General features: G+C 60.4%; 20 protein-coding genes and 1 pseudogene. 9 read left to right on the top strand and 12 right to left on the bottom strand.

The annotated features are described in order from the left end of the window. Positions 1-95 precede the first annotated feature (95 nt). Positions 96-1,514: a glutamine synthetase family protein gene (locus V8N38_RS10545; protein ID WP_049296669.1), complete on the bottom strand. Its 1,419-nt coding sequence runs from the start codon at positions 1,512-1,514 to the stop codon at positions 96-98. A gap of 219 nt (positions 1,515-1,733) precedes the next feature. Here V8N38_RS10545 and puuD point away from each other — a divergent pair, with 219 nt between their 5' ends. From puuD to V8N38_RS10525, 4 genes are read left to right on the top strand one after another with little or no spacing between them, the layout of a single operon-like run. Next, entirely contained in the window at positions 1,734-2,495 is a 762-nt protein-coding gene (gene puuD, locus V8N38_RS10540) for a gamma-glutamyl-gamma-aminobutyrate hydrolase (protein WP_060440103.1), read from the top strand. After that, positions 2,492-3,049, top strand: coding sequence for an HTH-type transcriptional regulator PuuR (gene puuR, locus V8N38_RS10535; protein ID WP_049288046.1), 558 nt, complete (start codon positions 2,492-2,494; stop codon positions 3,047-3,049). The genes puuD and puuR overlap by 4 nt, the downstream gene beginning before the upstream one ends. 15 nt (positions 3,050-3,064) lie before the next feature. Continuing rightward, positions 3,065-4,561 (top strand): aldehyde dehydrogenase PuuC, encoded by a 1,497-nt coding sequence (puuC, locus tag V8N38_RS10530; RefSeq protein WP_147840254.1) that lies wholly within the window; start codon positions 3,065-3,067, stop codon positions 4,559-4,561. Between the two features lie 11 nt (positions 4,562-4,572). After that, entirely contained in the window at positions 4,573-5,853 is a 1,281-nt protein-coding gene (locus tag V8N38_RS10525) for an NAD(P)/FAD-dependent oxidoreductase (protein WP_025302550.1), read from the top strand. A gap of 43 nt (positions 5,854-5,896) precedes the next feature. On the opposite strand, the gene V8N38_RS10520 is transcribed toward V8N38_RS10525, so the two are convergent. Continuing rightward, complete coding sequence (locus V8N38_RS10520) at positions 5,897-6,652, bottom strand: SDR family NAD(P)-dependent oxidoreductase (RefSeq protein ID WP_025302549.1); 756 nt, start codon at positions 6,650-6,652, stop codon at positions 5,897-5,899. A 315-nt stretch (positions 6,653-6,967) separates the two neighbouring features. Beyond that, positions 6,968-7,396 carry a universal stress protein gene (locus tag V8N38_RS10515; RefSeq protein ID WP_038877738.1) on the bottom strand — a complete coding sequence of 143 codons (429 nt, stop codon included), beginning with the start codon at positions 7,394-7,396 and terminating at the stop codon, positions 6,968-6,970. 260 nt (positions 7,397-7,656) lie between these two features. Between V8N38_RS10515 and V8N38_RS10510 the strand changes: the two genes are divergently transcribed. After that, entirely contained in the window at positions 7,657-8,334 is a 678-nt protein-coding gene (locus V8N38_RS10510; protein WP_147840255.1) for an isochorismatase family protein, read from the top strand. A 213-nt stretch (positions 8,335-8,547) separates the two neighbouring features. On the opposite strand, the pseudogene V8N38_RS10505 reads toward V8N38_RS10510, so the two are convergent. From V8N38_RS10505 to V8N38_RS10485, 5 genes and pseudogenes are all read right to left on the bottom strand, one after another. Continuing rightward, a pseudogene (locus V8N38_RS10505) lies at positions 8,548-8,625 on the bottom strand. Between the two features lie 114 nt (positions 8,626-8,739). Continuing rightward, positions 8,740-8,952, bottom strand: a complete 213-nt coding sequence (cspA, locus tag V8N38_RS10500; protein WP_025302547.1) for an RNA chaperone/antiterminator CspA — start codon at positions 8,950-8,952, stop codon at positions 8,740-8,742. Positions 8,953-9,245: 293 nt separating this feature from the next. Then, positions 9,246-9,890 carry a Qnr family pentapeptide repeat protein gene (locus tag V8N38_RS10495; RefSeq protein ID WP_070914890.1) on the bottom strand — a complete coding sequence of 215 codons (645 nt, stop codon included), beginning with the start codon at positions 9,888-9,890 and terminating at the stop codon, positions 9,246-9,248. A 44-nt stretch (positions 9,891-9,934) separates the two neighbouring features. Beyond that, the gene (locus V8N38_RS10490) at positions 9,935-11,029 is read right to left on the bottom strand and encodes an SMP-30/gluconolactonase/LRE family protein (protein ID WP_244951329.1); all 1,095 of its coding nucleotides are present in this window, start codon (positions 11,027-11,029) and stop codon (positions 9,935-9,937) included. A gap of 153 nt (positions 11,030-11,182) precedes the next feature. Further along, complete coding sequence (locus V8N38_RS10485; protein WP_004941260.1) at positions 11,183-11,392, bottom strand: hypothetical protein; 210 nt, start codon at positions 11,390-11,392, stop codon at positions 11,183-11,185. Between the two features lie 141 nt (positions 11,393-11,533). Between V8N38_RS10485 and V8N38_RS10480 the strand changes: the two genes are divergently transcribed. After that, positions 11,534-11,884 carry a GFA family protein gene (locus tag V8N38_RS10480; RefSeq protein WP_096242171.1) on the top strand — a complete coding sequence of 117 codons (351 nt, stop codon included), beginning with the start codon at positions 11,534-11,536 and terminating at the stop codon, positions 11,882-11,884. A 12-nt stretch (positions 11,885-11,896) separates the two neighbouring features. Here V8N38_RS10480 and V8N38_RS10475 read toward each other — a convergent pair whose 3' ends face one another. Continuing rightward, positions 11,897-12,313 (bottom strand): DUF2000 domain-containing protein, encoded by a 417-nt coding sequence (locus tag V8N38_RS10475; RefSeq protein ID WP_060440107.1) that lies wholly within the window; start codon positions 12,311-12,313, stop codon positions 11,897-11,899. Between the two features lie 99 nt (positions 12,314-12,412). Next, positions 12,413-12,871, bottom strand: coding sequence for a hypothetical protein (locus V8N38_RS10470; protein WP_147840257.1), 459 nt, complete (start codon positions 12,869-12,871; stop codon positions 12,413-12,415). Between the two features lie 231 nt (positions 12,872-13,102). Here V8N38_RS10470 and V8N38_RS10465 point away from each other — a divergent pair, with 231 nt between their 5' ends. Continuing rightward, positions 13,103-14,314 (top strand): CynX/NimT family MFS transporter, encoded by a 1,212-nt coding sequence (locus tag V8N38_RS10465; RefSeq protein WP_147840258.1) that lies wholly within the window; start codon positions 13,103-13,105, stop codon positions 14,312-14,314. A gap of 64 nt (positions 14,315-14,378) precedes the next feature. Here V8N38_RS10465 and V8N38_RS10460 read toward each other — a convergent pair whose 3' ends face one another. Further along, on the bottom strand, positions 14,379-14,516 hold the full coding sequence (locus tag V8N38_RS10460; RefSeq protein WP_162837928.1) for a hypothetical protein: 138 nt from the start codon (positions 14,514-14,516) through the stop codon (positions 14,379-14,381). Positions 14,517-14,810: 294 nt separating this feature from the next. On the opposite strand from V8N38_RS10460, the gene V8N38_RS10455 reads away from it, so the two are divergent. Together V8N38_RS10455 and V8N38_RS10450 are read left to right on the top strand one after the other, a co-directional pair. Then, on the top strand, positions 14,811-15,926 hold the full coding sequence (locus tag V8N38_RS10455) for an AI-2E family transporter (protein WP_049202735.1): 1,116 nt from the start codon (positions 14,811-14,813) through the stop codon (positions 15,924-15,926). A 92-nt stretch (positions 15,927-16,018) separates the two neighbouring features. After that, on the top strand, positions 16,019-16,231 hold the full coding sequence (locus V8N38_RS10450) for a hypothetical protein (protein ID WP_033638232.1): 213 nt from the start codon (positions 16,019-16,021) through the stop codon (positions 16,229-16,231). Here the strand turns inward: V8N38_RS10450 and V8N38_RS10445 are convergent. After that, positions 16,228-16,647: a GNAT family N-acetyltransferase gene (locus V8N38_RS10445; protein ID WP_141958996.1), complete on the bottom strand. Its 420-nt coding sequence runs from the start codon at positions 16,645-16,647 to the stop codon at positions 16,228-16,230. The genes V8N38_RS10450 and V8N38_RS10445 overlap by 4 nt on opposite strands. Positions 16,648-16,752 lie beyond the last annotated feature (105 nt).

The raw sequence follows: 16,752 nt of genomic DNA, 5'->3' as shown, positions 1-16,752 counted from the left end.
AGAAGAAATTCTGTACCGCAGCGCGCAGCCTCACCGGCCACAGGAGAGCCGATGAAATGCGCCAGACGCGCGCGGTCGTCGCAGGGTGAGCGGGATCAGGCGTTTTTCAGCATCCACTCGATTTCGGTTTCGGTGATCAGGCGCTCGAACTGCACCAGTTCATCGGTTTTGCAGGCCAGGTAGACATGGCTGAAACGTTCGCCCAGCAGTGCATTGAGCACCGGCTGATGTTCGAACTCGTACAGCGCGTCGCTCTGGCGAATCGGGAACGGCAGCCCATCCTGCTCCAGCCCGTTGCCGGTCACCGGCTCAGGCAGCGGCAGCGCGCTTTCCAGGCCGTAGACGATGCCGGCCAGAATGGTCGCCATCACCAGATAAGGGTTGGCGTCGGCGCCCGCCACGCGATACTCCACGCGGTGGTTGTCGCGATCGCCGCAGGGAATGCGCAGCGCCACGGTGCGGTTGTTATGCCCCCAGGAGGCCTGGGTCGGCACGTACATGCCGGGCTGGAAGCGGCGGTAGGCGTTGACGTTCGGCGCCAGCAGCGCCATCGAAGACGGCATCAGGGCGATCATGCCCGCCAGCGCCTGTTTCAGCAGCGCCGAGTCTTCGCCGTCGTCGTCGGCGAACACGTTGTTGCCCTGCGCATTCAGCATGCTGATGTGCACGTGCATGCCGCTGCCGGCGTGCTCCTCATACGGCTTGGCCATAAAGGTGGCCTGCATGTTGTGGTTCTCGGCCACCATGCGCACCAGCCGCTTCAGCGCCAGCGCGTGATCGCAGGCCTGCAGCACGTCGTCGGTATGGTGCAGGTTGACTTCGAACTGTCCCGGCGACGCCTCCGCCACCGCGCCGTCCGCCGGAATGCCCTGCAAACGCGCCAGTTCGTCGATCTCGCTCAGCACGTCGGCGAAATGGTTCAGGTTATCGACGGAATACACCTGGCTTTGGGTGTTGCGCTCTTGCGTGCCCGGCGCGCACGGCGGCTGCAGATAGCCCTCTGCGTCGCGTTGACGATCGATGAGATAGAACTCCAACTCTACCGCTACCACGGGGGAAAGCCCGCGCTGACGCAAACGCTGCCACACTCGGTTCAGCACATTGCGCGGTTCAACGTCAAAGGGAGTGCCATCTTCATCCAGCATGGTGAGCAGCACCTGTGCAATATATTGCGGATCCGCCGCCGACGGCGTCAGCGTGCCCGGCACCGGCACGCACACGTGATCCGGCTCGCCCAGCTCCTGCCCCAGCCCGGCCTCTTCGACGACGTTGCCGAGAATATCCATCGCAAATACCGACGCCGGGAAGTAACAGCCCTTCTCCAGCTTGCTTAGGCCGCCGACCGGGATGCGTTTGCCGCGGAAGCTGCCGTTCAGATCGGTCAACAGTACGTCGACATGTTGGGTTAACGGATAACGTTCCAGGTACTTCTTCACTTCGCGCTGGAACGCGCTACTTCGTCTCTCTTCACTGTGCTGAACAAAGTTTTCCACTTCTACGATGTTGGTCTGCATGGTTCACCCGCCGTTTGTGTTTTGCTGTCGTCGATGTTTATTGACCGTATTGTTCAATATAATGCCCACAAATGAAACGTAGATGAAACAAATTTGTTTTGCAAGTGTTACTTTTGGTTTGAATATTGCCCAATCGACTGCTAGATTTATAGAATATTGAACGAAATCGGCGGTGGAGAAGCTTATCGTTCATAATTTCGAACGTACCAAGGGGATAGCATGGACAATATATTTAACAGACCAGTCATCGGCGTCGTCATGTGCAGGTATAGGTTAAACGGGCACCTCACACAGACCTTGCAAGAAAAGTACCTGAATGCCGTTATCACCGCCGGCGGCTTGCCGATCGCCCTGCCGCACGCGCTGGCGGAGCCGGACATGCTGGCGGAACTGCTGCCGCGCCTCGACGGCATTTTGCTGCCGGGCAGCCCCAGTAATGTGCAGCCGCACCTTTATGGTGAAAACGGCGATGAGCCTGACGCCGATCCTGGCCGAGACGCGTTGAGCCTGGCGCTGATCCGCCAGGCGTTCGACAGGCGCATTCCCCTTTTCGCCATTTGCCGCGGCATGCAGGAGATGGTGGTCGCCACCCAAGGTACCCTGCATCGCCGCCTGTACGAACTGCCCGAGCTGCAGGAACACCGTGAAGATCACGACCTGCCGCTGGAACAGCAATACGCCCCCGCCCACGAAGTCATCGTTCAGGAAGGGGGGCTGCTTTCGCAACTGATACCGGATTGCAACAGATTCTGGGTGAACTCGCTGCACGGCCAGGGCGCCAAAACCCTGGGCGCGAGCGTTCGCATCGAGGCGCACGCCGCCGACGGGCTGGTGGAGGCGATCAGCGTGCGCGATCAGCCTTTCGCGCTCGGCGTGCAGTGGCACCCGGAGTGGAACAGCGACGAGTACGCCCTGTCGCGCCTGTTGTTTGATGGTTTCATCACCGCCTGTCGGAACTATCAAAAGGAAAAACGCCCATGAGCGACGTCAGCTTGGCACCGGGAAAACGTCTGTCGCAGATCCGTCAACAATTAGGGTTGTCGCAGCGCCGGGTCGCCGAACTGTCTGGGTTAACCCACAGCGCCATCAGCACTATCGAGCAGGACAAGGTCAGCCCGGCCATCAGCACGCTGCAAAAGCTGCTGACGGTATACGGTCTGTCGCTGTCGGCGTTTTTCGCCGAGCCGGAAAAACCGACGGAGCCGCAGATCGTGATCGGCAGTGACGATCTGATCGAAATCGGCAGCCAGGGCGTTTCGATGAAGCTTATCCATAACGGCGATCCGAACCGCACGCTGGCGATGATGATCGAGACCTACGAACCGGGCACCACCACCGGCGAGCGCATCAAGCATCAGGGGGAAGAGATCGGCACGCTGCTGGAGGGTGAAGTGGTGCTGCAGGTCAACGGCCAGAGCTATCACCTGTTGGCTGGGCAAAGCTACGCCATCAATACCGGCATCCCCCACAGTTTCAGCAACACGTCGGCGCGCATTTGCCGGATTATCAGCGCCCATACGCCGACGACATTCTGATCAACGGAGCCAGGCATGAACTTTCACCATTTGCAGTATTGGCAACAACGGGCGCAGGCCCTGAAGATTGAGCACCAGCTGTTTATCGACGGCCGCTACCAGCCGGCCGCCGCGGGGAAAAGTTTCGCCGTGGAAGATCCCGCCGGGCGCCGTGAGCTGGCGCAGGTCGCGCGGGGCGAAGCCGCCGACATCGATCGGGCGGTCAGCGCGGCGCGCGCCGCCTTTGAGCGTGACGACTGGGCGCAAGCCGCCCCGGCGCAGCGCAAGGCCACGCTGCTGCGCTTCGCCGAGCTGATGGAGCAGCATCACGAAGAGCTGGCGCTGCTGGAAACGCTAGACACCGGCAAACCGATTCGCCACAGCCTGCGCGACGACGTGCCGGGCGCCATTCGCTGCATCCGCTGGTACGCCGAAGCGATCGATAAGGTGTACGGCGAAATCGCCCCCACCGGCCGCGATGCGCTGGCGCTGATTGAACGCGAGCCGATCGGCGTGGTCGGCGCCATCGTGCCCTGGAACTTCCCGCTGCTGCTGGCCTGCTGGAAACTCGGTCCGGCGCTGGCCGCCGGCAACAGCGTGGTGCTCAAACCCTCCGAAAAATCGCCGCTGAGCGCCATCCTGCTCGGCAAACTGGCGCAGCAGGCCGGGCTGCCGGACGGCGTGCTGAACGTGGTGCCCGGCTATGGCCACGACGCCGGCAAGGCGCTGGCGCTGCACCGCGACGTCGACGCCCTCACCTTCACCGGCTCCACGCTGGTGGCGAAGCAGCTGATGATTTACGCCGGCGAATCGAACATGAAACGCGTCTGGCTGGAGGCCGGCGGCAAGAGCGCCAATATCGTCTTCGCCGACTGCCCGGATCTGGATCAGGCCGCCCGCAGCGCCGCCGCCGGCATCTTCTATAATCAGGGGCAGGTGTGCATCGCCGGCACTCGCCTGCTGGTCGAAGCGAGCATTGAGCAAGAATTCCTGCAGGCGCTGCGCAAACACGCGGCGGCCTTCGTTCCCGGCGATCCGCTCGATCCCGCCACGGTGATGGGCACGCTGATCGACAGCGGCCACTGCGAAAAAGTGGCCGGCTATATCGATCGGGGGCTGAGCCAGGGCGCCGCACTGTTCCTTGACGGGCGCGACCATCCGCAGGGCGACCACGCAGGCTACCTGGGGCCGACCATCCTCACCCAGGTGAACAACGCCATGAGCGTGGCGCGCGATGAAATCTTCGGCCCGGTGCTGGCGGTGACCACCTTCGACGACGAGCAACAGGCGCTGCAGCTGGCCAACGACAGCGACTACGGCCTCGGCGCCGCGGTCTGGACCCGCGATCTGGCCCGTGCGCACCGCATGGCGCGCCAGCTGAAGGCCGGCACGGTGTTCGTCAACAACTACAACGACGGCGACATGACCGTGCCGTTCGGCGGCTACAAGCAGAGCGGCAACGGTCGCGATAAATCGCTGCACGCGCTGGACAAGTTCACCGAATTGAAAACCACCTGGATCTCGCTGGAATAAGGGCTTATCTCATGACTGAACACGTAAAAAGCTACTATGCGGCCACGGCCAACGCACATCAGCCCTATCCGCAACTGAATGAATCTATCGAGTGCGACGTCTGCGTGATCGGCGGCGGCTATACCGGCCTCTCCTCCGCGCTGTTTCTGGTGGAAGCCGGCTATAACGTGGTGGTGCTGGAAGCGGCGCGCATCGGTTTCGGCGCCAGCGGTCGCAATGGCGGCCAGTTGGTCAACTCTTACAGCCGCGACATCGATGTGATTGAAGAGCGCTACGGCGCGGAAAGCGCCCGCCTGCTCGGCAGCATGATGTTTGAAGGCGCGGAGATCATCCGCAGCCGCATCAGCCGCTACGCCATCGACTGCGACTACCGCCCCGGCGGCATCTTCGCCGCGCTGAACAACAAGCAGTTCCATGCGCTGATCGAGCAGAAACGCAACTGGGAACGCTACGGCAATACCCAGCTCGAGCTGCTCGATGCGGATCGGGTGCGTCAGGAAGTCGCCAGCGATCGCTACGTCGGCGCGCTGCTCGATCACAGCGGCGGCCACATCCATCCGCTCAACCTGGCGCTGGGCGAGGCCGAGGCGATTCGCCTGCAGGGCGGGCGCATCTTCGAACAATCGGCGGTGACGAACATCCGCCACGGCGAACCGGCGCTCATCAGCACCGCCAACGGCCAGGTGAAGGCGCGTTTCGTCATCGTCGCCGGCAATGCCTATCTGGGCGACAAGCTGGAGCCGCGGCTGGCCAAGCGCAGCATGCCGTGCGGCACTCAGGTGGTGACCACCGAGCCGCTGGCGCCGGAGATCGCGCAGGCGCTGATCCCGCAGAACTACTGCGTGGAAGACTGTAACTACCTGCTGGATTACTACCGCATCACCGCCGATCATCGCCTGTTGTACGGTGGCGGCGTGGTGTACGGCGCGCGCGATCCGGACGACATCGACAACCTGATACGGCCAAAATTGCTGAAGACCTTCCCGCAGCTGAAAGGGGTGCGTATCGACTATCGCTGGACCGGCAACTTCCTGCTGACGCTGTCGCGCATGCCGCAGTTCGGCCGGTTGGAGAATAACGTGTACTACATGCAGGGCTACAGCGGCCACGGCGTGACCTGTACCCATCTGGCAGGCAAGCTGATCGCCGAGTTGATGCGCGGCGACGCCGAACGCTTCGACGCCTTCGCCAAGCTGCCGCACCTGCCGTTCTTCGGCGGGCGCAATCTGCAGATCCCGTTCACCGCCATCGGCGCGGCCTACTACACGCTGCGCGACCGCATCGGCGTCTAAAACAGCAGGCCCGGTCATCCTGACCGGGCCTGTGCGTTAACGCTTAAACGATCTTCGGCTGGCCGTCCGAGGCGGTCGCCCCACCATCGACCGGGATGTTGGCGCCATTGATAAAGCTGGCGTCGTCGCTGGCCAGGAACGCCATCACCGCCGCCACTTCTTCCGGCTCCGCCGCGCGACCCAGCGCGATGCGCTCATTGAACTTGTCACGGATTTCCTGTGGCCAACCGTTGGTCATGTTGGTTTTCACCAGGCTCGGGCAGACCGAGTTGATACGCACGCCGTCACCGCCGTGGTCCAGCGCCATGGCGCGCGTCAGGTTGACCACCGCGCCTTTCGCCGCGCAGTAGTAGGCCGCGCCCCAGTCGCCGCCCAGGCCGGACACCGACGCGGTATTGACGATGCAGCCCTTGGTCTTCAGCAGGTGCGGCAAGGCGAATTTGGAGCAGAACACCACGCCGTCGATATCGACCCCGGCGATGCGGCGCCAGTCGTCGACGCTGGTTTCCAGCACGCTGCCCGCCACGTGTACGCCGGCGTTGTTCAGCAGGACGTCGATGCGGCCCAGTTTTTCCGCCACCTCGTTCATCATTTTCTCAACCGCGACGTGATCGGACACGTCGATATGTACCGCCATCGCCCGGCCTTTCGGCAGCGAAGCGGCAACCTTATCTACCGCCTCTTTGGCCCAGTCGGCCAGCACCACGATGGCGCCCTCGGCGGAGAACCGCCGCGCCGCCGCTTCCCCCATGCCGTTGCCCGCACCGGTGATAACCACGACTTTATTGTCAAAACGCATGAGACCTCCTCCATGTGAACGTATTTATATAAGTCATACAAATCTCATTACCCCGAGGATAAGGCGCCCCTCCCCTGAGAGCCAGTCAAAACGTGCGGTTTATTAACCAAAAGGAGGTATGTCAGTGATTTCAATGCGCTGGATTAACCTTTATCGGATTTTGGCCAACATATTGATGGATAAAATAAAATTACGGTGAGTCACTATTTGTCTGGCGGATTGTCAGCGGGCGAGACTATTGCAGGTGTGCGGTTATGGCCGCACAGAGATAAACGATGTGAATGAAAAACGGCAGCCGCCCGCAGGCGGCCGCGACTATTTTTTCTCGATGGGGACAACCAGCAGATCGACGTTCAGTTCGTTGATCGCCTGGCGCGCCGAAGAGACCAGCCGGCTCCAGACGTCGTGATGGTGGCCGAAGATCACCAGGTCGAACCCTTTCTCCTTCGCCACCCGGTTCAGCTCTTCCGTCAACGCGCCGCGGCTGACGATCACCTCTTCGACCGGGTAGGACGACTGCCCTTTGATCGCATTGAGCATATTCTTCACCCGCTCCGAAAAGGTGCGATCGGTGTAGTTGTAATCGCCCACGCCCAGATCGACGTAATAACCGGCGCGGTGGATGTCGATATAGATCAGGGAAAGTTTAGCCTTGAGCGCGGCGGCCAGTCTGGCGCCTTTGCCCAGCAGGAACTCGGCGTCTTCGCTGAGATCCGTGGCGACAACGATATGCCGGTAAGCCATGATGGCGGCCCTCCTCGTCAACTCCGTAATCCGTAAACAGGATGGCGCTCCTTGCCGCATGTTTCTCATGCATCTTAAGTTTAGCCCAGCGCGGGTTCGCTCGCCTTCCGCACCGTCGTTCCATCTGTGGAACGATGCATCCCGCCTGCACGGTCTACCGGATTTTTCGCCCCTCCCTACACTGTAGGCAAGTGCTGAGTTTCAGCCTTATCAATCAAAGAAGATACCCACTGACCTCACGACGAGAAAAGGAAAACACCATGAGCACTCCAGCCAACTTCAACGGCCAGCGTCCTGTTATTGATGCCAATGACGCAGTCATGCTCCTGATCGACCACCAGAGCGGCCTGTTCCAAACCGTCGCCGACATGCCGATGACCGAACTGCGCGCCCGCGCCGCTGCCCTGGCCAGCATCGCCACCCTCAGCAAACTGCCGGTGATCACCACCGCCTCGGTGCCGCAGGGCCCGAACGGCCCGCTGATCCCGGAAATTCACCAAAATGCGCCGCACGCGCAATACGTCGCCCGCAAAGGGGAAATCAACGCCTGGGACAACCCGGACTTCGTGGCGGCGGTCAAAGCCACCGGCCGCAAAACCTTGATCATCGCCGGCACCATCACCAGCGTCTGCATGGCCTTCCCGTCCATCAGCGCGGTGGCCGAAGGCTATAAAGTGTTCGCGGTGATCGACGCCTCCGGCACCTACTCGAAAATGGCGCAGGAAATCACCCTGGCGCGCGTGGTACAGGCCGGCGTAGTGCCGATCGACACCGCCGGCGTGGCCTCCGAGCTGCAGGGCAGCTGGAACCGCGCCGACGCTCAGCAGTGGGCCGTGGTCTACACCAAAATCTTCCCGGCCTATCAGCTGCTGATCGAGAGCTACCTCAAGGCGCAGGACGTGGTGAAAAACAACGAACGGCTGGACTCGCAGCGTTAAGATCGCGGGCACAAAAAACCCCGGCCAGGGCCGGGGCTATTAATCATGTGCCGGTGACTTTCCCGGCTGTCATGTTATGGCGTAAGCGTCCATCCAACACTCCAACATTACGCAGCCTAAGCGCGACTTTTTCACAACAGGAAAACAGACTGGAAAGCGGCATTATTATTTATGCGAAAATCTGTTTTTCTGTTGCCAATAATAATTAATTATTGGAACGTCATCGAGGAATCGAACCCCAGTCCGCCAACGAATATTTCGCTGCCGCTCTTCCTGCTGAGCTAATGACGTATCGATAAAGACTCCGGGCGAACCCGGAGTTTATTCAGGCTGAGGGTGTTATTTCTTAACTGCTCCGGCTTAAACCTTCATCGCTGTCGTAAGAAACCGCACCTTGGCCGAAAATTATAACGCGACCACGTTGCCGGCAGAAGGACCCTTCATACCCTTTTCGATAGTGAACTCAACCTGTTGGCCTTCGTCCAGCGTTTTGAAATCGTTGCTCTGGATAGCGGAGAAGTGTACGAACACGTCTTTGCCGCCGTCTGCCGGGGTGATAAAGCCGAAGCCTTTACCTGCATCAAACCATTTTACCAAACCCGTCATTTTAGTAGACATAGAGATATTTCCTTTCTATTTTTGCGACGCCATAGGGCGATAGAGGTCTGTTTTTATTGGAAACTTATGGGGCACTAGAGAAGAAAATTCGCGGAAGAAGAGGTATCTGAGGGATATCGCTAATACTGAGAACTGCTTTACTAAAACTGCTTTCATAAGGTCTGTACTACAAACCGATGACGCTATTTACACACGGCTGAGTTATTTAAGCAAGCAATATTTAAATTTATATTCATAAACCGCGTAAACATATTTCCCCCAGGCACCGTGGAAAACGGGCCTGGGGCAATTTATTAGCCGATAACCGCAATCCCTAACCGCTCCAGCAGCTGCGCGGCCTGATGGCTGTCCATTTTGACACCCTGCAGATCGGTGGTGCGCAAATCCAATTCGCCCAGTTCCGCGTTGCTCAAATCGCACTGGGTGACGTCGGCGGCGCGCCAGTCGAATCCGGAGAACTCGCCGCCGGACAGATCGGAGCCGCTGAAGCTGGCGCCGAGCACCTGCGCGCCGTGCCAGCGGTTTTCCCACAGCTCGCATTTCTCCAGCACCACCTTGGCGAAGTTGGCGTAGCTCAGGTTGCTTTTGGTGATATAGGCGCTGCAAAACCAGGTGCGGCTGGTGATCATGTTCATAAAGCTGGCGCCGCGAAAATCGGCGCCCTGCGCGCGGCACTCGCGGATCTCCAGCCCCAGGGCGCTGGCGTGGCGGAAGTCGGCCATCGACAAATCGCAGCTTCTGAAGCTGGCGTCTTTCAGTATCGCGCGGCTGAAATTGCCGCCCTGTCGGCTGTCGCGATCGTAAAACTGGCAGCCGATAAACTCGGTGCCGGTCAGATCGGCGCCCGAAAAATCGCACAGCATAAAGCTGCCGTTTTCAATCTTCTCGCCGGTAAAGCGGTTACGGTCGATCTTTTCACCCTTCAACATCAGACTCATCGCAGCGCACCTGTTTATTTATACAGTCAGTGCGGCATTTAATCCTATTCCGGCCGGGTTGGCAACCGTCGCCGATCGGCGGGCCTCCGCTCTAACGCCACCCTGACGATGCTGAACGTCCTGGTTCTCTCCGCCTGAGCGACGTCGGCAAACAAACGGGGATAACGCGAGTTGACGACCCACACCTCGCCATCGCGCAGCGCGGCGCCGGTCGGCCCATCCAATTCCGGCGGCGTGGCGACCGCCGTGATATGCGCGCTGGCCCAGTCGTCGTTCGAGGAGAGCAACGTTACGTCGCCGGACATGCTCCCCTTTGCCCCCGGAAAAGACTGTACGATCACCAATTCATGGGCGTTTTTGAGCCGCAGCCCGTCCGGCCCTTTCAGCCGCTGCGGTAGCCTGATTTCACTTATCGCAGGCGCGCTATCCAGCGTCACCTTCCACAACAGCCCGCGGGTGTAGTCCGCCGCAATCAGATAGCCATCCGGGTGAGACACGATGCCGTTGAGATAAGGCTGCGTGCCCTGCGCAGCGGCGGGAACCTCGGCCGGCATCAAACGCGCTGAGCGCACCAGAATCGATACCTGGCGCGTTGCCCGGTCGATCTTGTAAATCTGCGGCTGGAAGCTGTCGGTCACGTAGATATTGCCCTGCGCGTCGAGCGCCAGATCGTTGGCCAGCGTCGGCCCACGGCTTAACGATGAGAGATCGTACGTCTGCTGCAGCGCGCCGGTATCGAGATTGAACTCCAGCACCTGCGCCACGCGATTGCGCGTACCGGGAACGGAGCTGAGGGAGACCCCCACGTCTTCGTTGCACACCAGCACCCGATTACGCTCGGCGTCCACCAGCATGCCGGAGGTAGTGATAAGCCCTTTACCGGTGGAAAACCGCCGATAGCGGCCATCCGGGTAGACCAGGCCAAGCTGCCCACCGCGCAGGGAGGAGACCAGGAACGCACCGGCGCGCGGGTTCCAGGCGATACCCTCTGGATAAGCGCCGGCGGCATCCGGCGAGAATTCAATACGCTGCGCGGCCTGCGCCTGCATGACGCCGCTGAGAAGCAGCGCGACGCCGGCCAACCGGGTGACGCGCCGGCGGCGCTGTAATAAGAAAGAAAAGAGGCTGAAGCGGAACATGAGCATGACCCTGATAAGGATTCGGATCGCTAGAGTAGGGTCGCGTCGCTCACGGCACCAGCCGGGAAAAAGGCAATGCGCCACTAAAAAAATCGCAGTAATCAGCGCAAAAAAAAACCGCCCGGTGCGGGCGGTTGAGGTGACGGCGAACCGTTACTTCAGGGCTTCCTGAATGGCGTCGGCCATCGGGCCGATGTGCTTTTCCGCCGCCTTCAGCTGGAAGTCTACGCCGTTGCCGTCGTTGGTATCCGACAGCGTGGCCTTGATCAATTCCAGCGCCGCCTGCACCGCCACCAGCCGTTTATGCTGTTCGTCCGTGACCGGCTCGGCGCCCATATTGGCCGGATAATAGTGTTCTAACATCGCGATCTCCTTTTGATGACGTTAAGCTCTAACCTACCAGAAAACCGCGCATTTACTAAGGAAACCGGGCCCTGCGCGGCCGAGTGGCGATAAATTGCACTATACTGGGCAAACACTCTCCCCTGTTACAGGATCATCGCTATGTCATTCCAGGGAAGCTGCCACTGCGGCGCCGTCACCTTCTCCGTAGACGCCGAACTGCCCACCGAAGCCCTCAGCTGCAACTGTTCCATTTGCCGCCGCAAAGGGCTGCTGCTGTCGTTCTTCCCCATCAGCGCTTTCACGCTCAACAGCGGCCAGGACCAGCTCAGCACTTACACTTTCAATCATCACAAGATCCGCCATCAGTTCTGCCGAGTCTGCGGCGCCCAGCCCTTCGCCTACGGCACCGCACCGGACGGCGCCGCGATGTGCGCCGTTAACCTGCGCTGCGTGCCTGACGTCGCGCTGGATGCGTTGCAGATCCACACCTACGACGGCGCCAGCGTCTGAGATCCCGCGTTTTCAGCGGTAGACGGAAAATTTCTTGGTCAGCGGCTTAAGCTGTTCGGCGTCGCCGTAGAGCGCCACCGCCACGAAATCCAGCTGTTCGTAAGGGGTACTGGCGGTGTCGGCGATCTGCTGTTCGGCGGAGTGCGACAGCATGGTGGTGGTGAAGAAGTTGGACAACACGCCCTCTTCCTTGCACTTCAGAATCAGGTTGCTGAGCTGGCTGCTGTTCTTGGCCTGCAGGATCACGATCGGATAGTGGCTCATATTGGCGCTGACGCCGTCGAGGCTGCTCGGATAGTGGTGAAACTCGCGCTGCTCGATCAGATCGGTGATGCCCGCCGTCAGATGGCAGGAAGCGTTAAACAGCGTGGCCGGTTCGTGATTGCGGTTGAGGATGATATAAAATTTTTTCTCGTTGTCGCTGTACATACTCTTCTCCTTGAATAGGCAGCCAGTTTTACCCAACCGGCGTACGGTTTCAAGGCGCGATAAGGGGCCGCGTCCGGCCCCTGTGATCACGCTGCCGACTCAGACGGCGCCTTCACCCGGGCCGAGCGGCTGCGCCACCTGATGCAGCACGGTGATGTTCTGCAAAAGCGTGCCGCCGTCGATCGGCTTCATCTGGCCGTCGCGATCTTTATAGTGCGTCGGCTTGGCGCCGTGGAAGAACAGCCCGGCGTTGACCTGCACGCCCAGATAGCCTGCGCTGGCCGGCAGGCGCTGCACGTCGGTCCAGGGGTTGGAAACCGGTACGTACTGGAAGCCCTCGCCCGCCCTGGCGTACAGCGGGCGCAGCAGCGTGACAAAGGCCATCATCGGCGACAGCGCGTCTTTAAAGATCTGCACCGGCCGATCGACCGTCATCAGGAAGCCCTGCGGCTGCTCCTCAACCGTGTCGAGGCTCAGGCTACTGCTGATATCATCACCCCGGCCGCCATAGCTCCATTCAATGGCCGGTGCTCCACTCTCGTTCATCATCTCTGACATACACTGCTCCTTATAAAATGAATACCACACGCCTGCTGCGTGCCGGAACAGTAAACCGCTGAAGGGAGGCGAGCGTCCACGCCGGGCGGCACGCTGGCGAACCAAACAACGAAGGCGCGCAATCCATAAAGCTCGAAATGAATAATTTCTCCGCGTGATAGCGCAGCATTTGAACGACCTCAGCCGTTGCAAGAGCACATAGTGATGGCGTTACCGCCACTGGAGAGTGTTATGACCGCGATTAAACCGGACGCCATCGACCGCGTTCTTCCCGCCACCACGCCCTGGTTAGCCGTCGTCAACGTGCTGTTCGCCGGCATCGCCGCGGCGCTGCACGTGGGCAAGGCCACCATCGCGCTGCCGGCGCTGCAGGCCGAGTTCGGCCGTTCGCTCGAGGCGCTGAGCTGGGTGATTTCGGCCTTTCCCTTCGTCGGGGTGTTCGGCGGCATCGCCGCCGGGCTGTTGGTGCGCCGCTGGGGTGACCGGCGCCTGCTGGCGCTTGGGCTGCTGATCATCAGCGCCGCCAGCTTTACCGGCGCCACGCTGCACGACTTCGGCGGATTGATCGTCAGCCGCTTTGTCGAAGGCCTCGGCTTCGTGATCGTGGTGGTCGCTTCGCCGGCGGTGCTGAACCGCCTCGTCGCCCCGGCGCAGCGCAGCCTGGTGTTCGGCATCTGGAGCACCTTCATGCCGGCGGGCATCGCCATTTCGCTGTTTTTCGGCCCTCATCTCGCCGACTGGCAACAGAGTTGGCAGGCCGGTGCGGCGCTGACGCTGCTAGCTGCCCTGCTGCTGCCGTTGACCACCTCCCGCCGTGCCGCCGAGGCGCACGTTCCGCCGTTACAGCTGCGGCAAGCGCTGGGCGCGATGCTGCGGGCGCGCCGGCCGCTGTTGCTGGCGCTGATGTTCACCACTTACAACCTGCAGTTTTTCTCGGTGATGACCTTCCTGCCGATCTTCCTGATGCAACGCATCGGCCTGTCGTTGGCGGCCGCCGGCGGCATCAGCGCGGCGGCGGTGGCGGCGAACATCATCGGCAACCTCGCCGCCGGCGTACTGCTGTCACGCGGTCTGCCCGCCAGAACGCTGCTCGCGGCCACCAGCCTGATCATAGGCATCTTCGGCATCGGCATTTTCCTGCCGATGACGCCCAACGGCCTGCTGATCCCGCTGTGTTTCCTGTTCTGCGCCATCGCCGGCATGCTGCCCGCCACCATTCTGGCCGCCACGCCGGCGGCGACGCCGGAACCGACGCTGCTGCCGCTGAGCCTGGGGCTGGTGATGCAGGGGAACTATCTCGGCCAGGTGATCGGCCCGGTCGCGCTGAGCGCCATCGTGGCCGCGGCCGGTTGGGCGGCCCCGGCGTGGCTGGTGCTGGCGGCGGCGGTGTCAGGGGCACTGTTGGCGCTGGCTTTTCTCAGCCGGCGGCATAATGCGGGGTGATAAGCAGAAAGGTCGTTCTGTTTGTTATAAGCGGTGCTGAATTTTCCCTGGTGCAGGTGCCTGCCTATCGCGAAGGATATGGCCAGTGATGATCAAGGCCCGATAATGACAAGGCGCCGGTGGCCGCGAAATACACCAGCAGGCCGGCAAAGGCGATCAGTAGCGTTTTCTCGATGACGCCGAGTCGTTTGTGTTCAGTCATTTGCATACTCCTTCGTGATATCGGGCGAACGGCCGCCCTCATCAACACTAGGAAAGCCTGGCGCAGGCGGCAAGCGCGGCTCACAAAATGAAACACAATCGATAAATTTTGTTAATCATTTAGCCCTCTTTCCTTTCTCACGCCGCCGCCTGTTCACCGTGCGGCGCCCGCCTTGCCCTTAATAACCCTATGGAATACGCCACTAAAAATCCCCTACCGGTTAAGCAAAGGTGATGATAGTGTTGTTTTCATTCAGTTCATCTATGCTGAAAATTCATCTTTTGAGGGACGACTATGATGTCTAAAGGCATTTCCAAAGGATTCTTTATTCTGATCCTGTTTATCGTCACCGCCGCCTTTCTCGACGTGCTGGGGCCTTACTACTCCTCGGTGCTGTGGGCGATTATTCTGGCGGTGATTTTCCATCCAGTGAAAAAGAAGCTGAAGCAGTACGTCGGCGAACGCAACGGCGTGGTGTCGCTGCTGACGGTGGCGCTAATCTGCCTGATCGTGTTCACGCCGTTGGCGATCATCGCCTCGTCGCTGGCGATGGAATTCAACGTGATCTACACCAAGCTGCAGACCAACAACAGCCAATTGCCGACCATGCTGGCGGACTTTATGCGCCACCTGCCCGGCTGGGCGCAGCGCTTCCTGGCGGAGCATAACCTCAACAGCGCCGCCGAGATCCAAAAGCAGCTTTCCGAGGTGGCGCTCAAGGGCGGCCAATACCTGGCGGGCAGCGTCTTCCTGATCGGCAAGGGCACCTTCAACTTCGTCGTCGGCTTCGGCGTAATGCTCTACCTGCTGTTCTTCCTGCTGAAGGACGGCCCCTACCTGGTGAACCTGGCGCTCGAAGCGCTGCCGCTCTCCCAGCACGTGAAGCACCACCTGTTCGTGAAGTTCGCCGCCGTCTCCCGCGCCACCGTCAAGGGCACGGTGGTGGTCGCCGTGGTGCAAGGCGCGCTCGGCGGGCTGGCGTTTTACTTTACCGGCATCGACGGCAGCCTGCTGTGGGGCGCGCTGATGGCGTTCCTGTCGATCATTCCGGCCGTGGGCTCCGCCATCATCTGGGTGCCGGCGGTGATCTACTTCTTCGCCACCGGCATGCTGTGGAAAGCCATTTTCCTGGTGGTGTTCTTCGTGGTGGTGATCGGCCTGGTGGACAACATTCTGCGCCCGCTGCTGGTGGGCAAAGACACCAAAATGCCGGACTACCTGATCCTGATATCCACCCTGGGCGGCATGGAAATCTACGGCATCAACGGCTTCGTCATCGGCCCTTTGATCGCCGCGCTGTTCATCGCCTGCTGGAACATCCTGTCCGGCCGCGACAGCGAGGAGAACATCGAAGAGATCGACGAAGAATTCATCGAGGAAGGCAAAAACCATCCCGACGCGGCGGAGTAACACTCTCGCAGCGAATCACACCGGGGCCCAATTGGGCCCCTTTTTTGTCTGTGGTATCCTTGCCGTGCTTACAAGGAAGAACGGGTTTCGTTATGCTTATTTTTTACGCCACGCTGGCTATCGCCTTCACTCTGCTGTGCCTGATGGCCTTTCTCTATTGCGCTTATCAGCTGTCGAAGCACGGCGACGTCAAGTTTTTGGCCTCGCTTTCCGTGCTGCTCTTCGCGCTGCTGGCCTTCTATGCCGCTTATGGCTACGTCAGCACCTGGCTGCAACAGCAGGCGGTCGATGTCCGGCTGTATTAGCGCGCCGGGATAAAAAAGACCTGCTCCGGATCGCCGTCATCGAGATTGTCAATCTGGCCGCTGGCGACAAACCCGGCGTTCAACAGCAGCCGCTGCATCGGCAGGTTGGAGCGATTGGTGGAGGTGAACAGCTTCGGGTGCCGACAGTGGGACTTCAACGCCGTAATCAGCACCAGCCCGACGCCCCGGCGACGATAGCGCTCGCCAACCACCAGCATCTCGATAAAGCCGCAGCCGAAGAAGTGATAGTGCAGCACGCCGTAGCCCATCACCATGCCCTGTTCCTCGGCAAGATAACAGATGCCCTGCCCGCACCAGGCGCGGATCTGCGCCGCGCGCTGCGGCTCGTATTCGGCGACGCTGTCGAGGGCGATCAGGGCTGCGGCATCGGTTTCAGTGGCAAGACGAACAAACATGTTTACCCCCTCATGCTTATGAGTGACGGCGACACCGCTTCAACGAAACGGCAACCGAAGCGGGATAACTTTTACATCCCCGCCGAATTTTGTAATCCTATTATA

This window comes from Serratia nevei (assembly GCF_037948395.1).
GTDB lineage: Bacteria > Pseudomonadota > Gammaproteobacteria > Enterobacterales > Enterobacteriaceae > Serratia > Serratia nevei.
The sequence above is the reverse complement of the archived record's forward strand: the minus strand, read 5'-3'. Positions and strand labels throughout refer to the sequence as shown.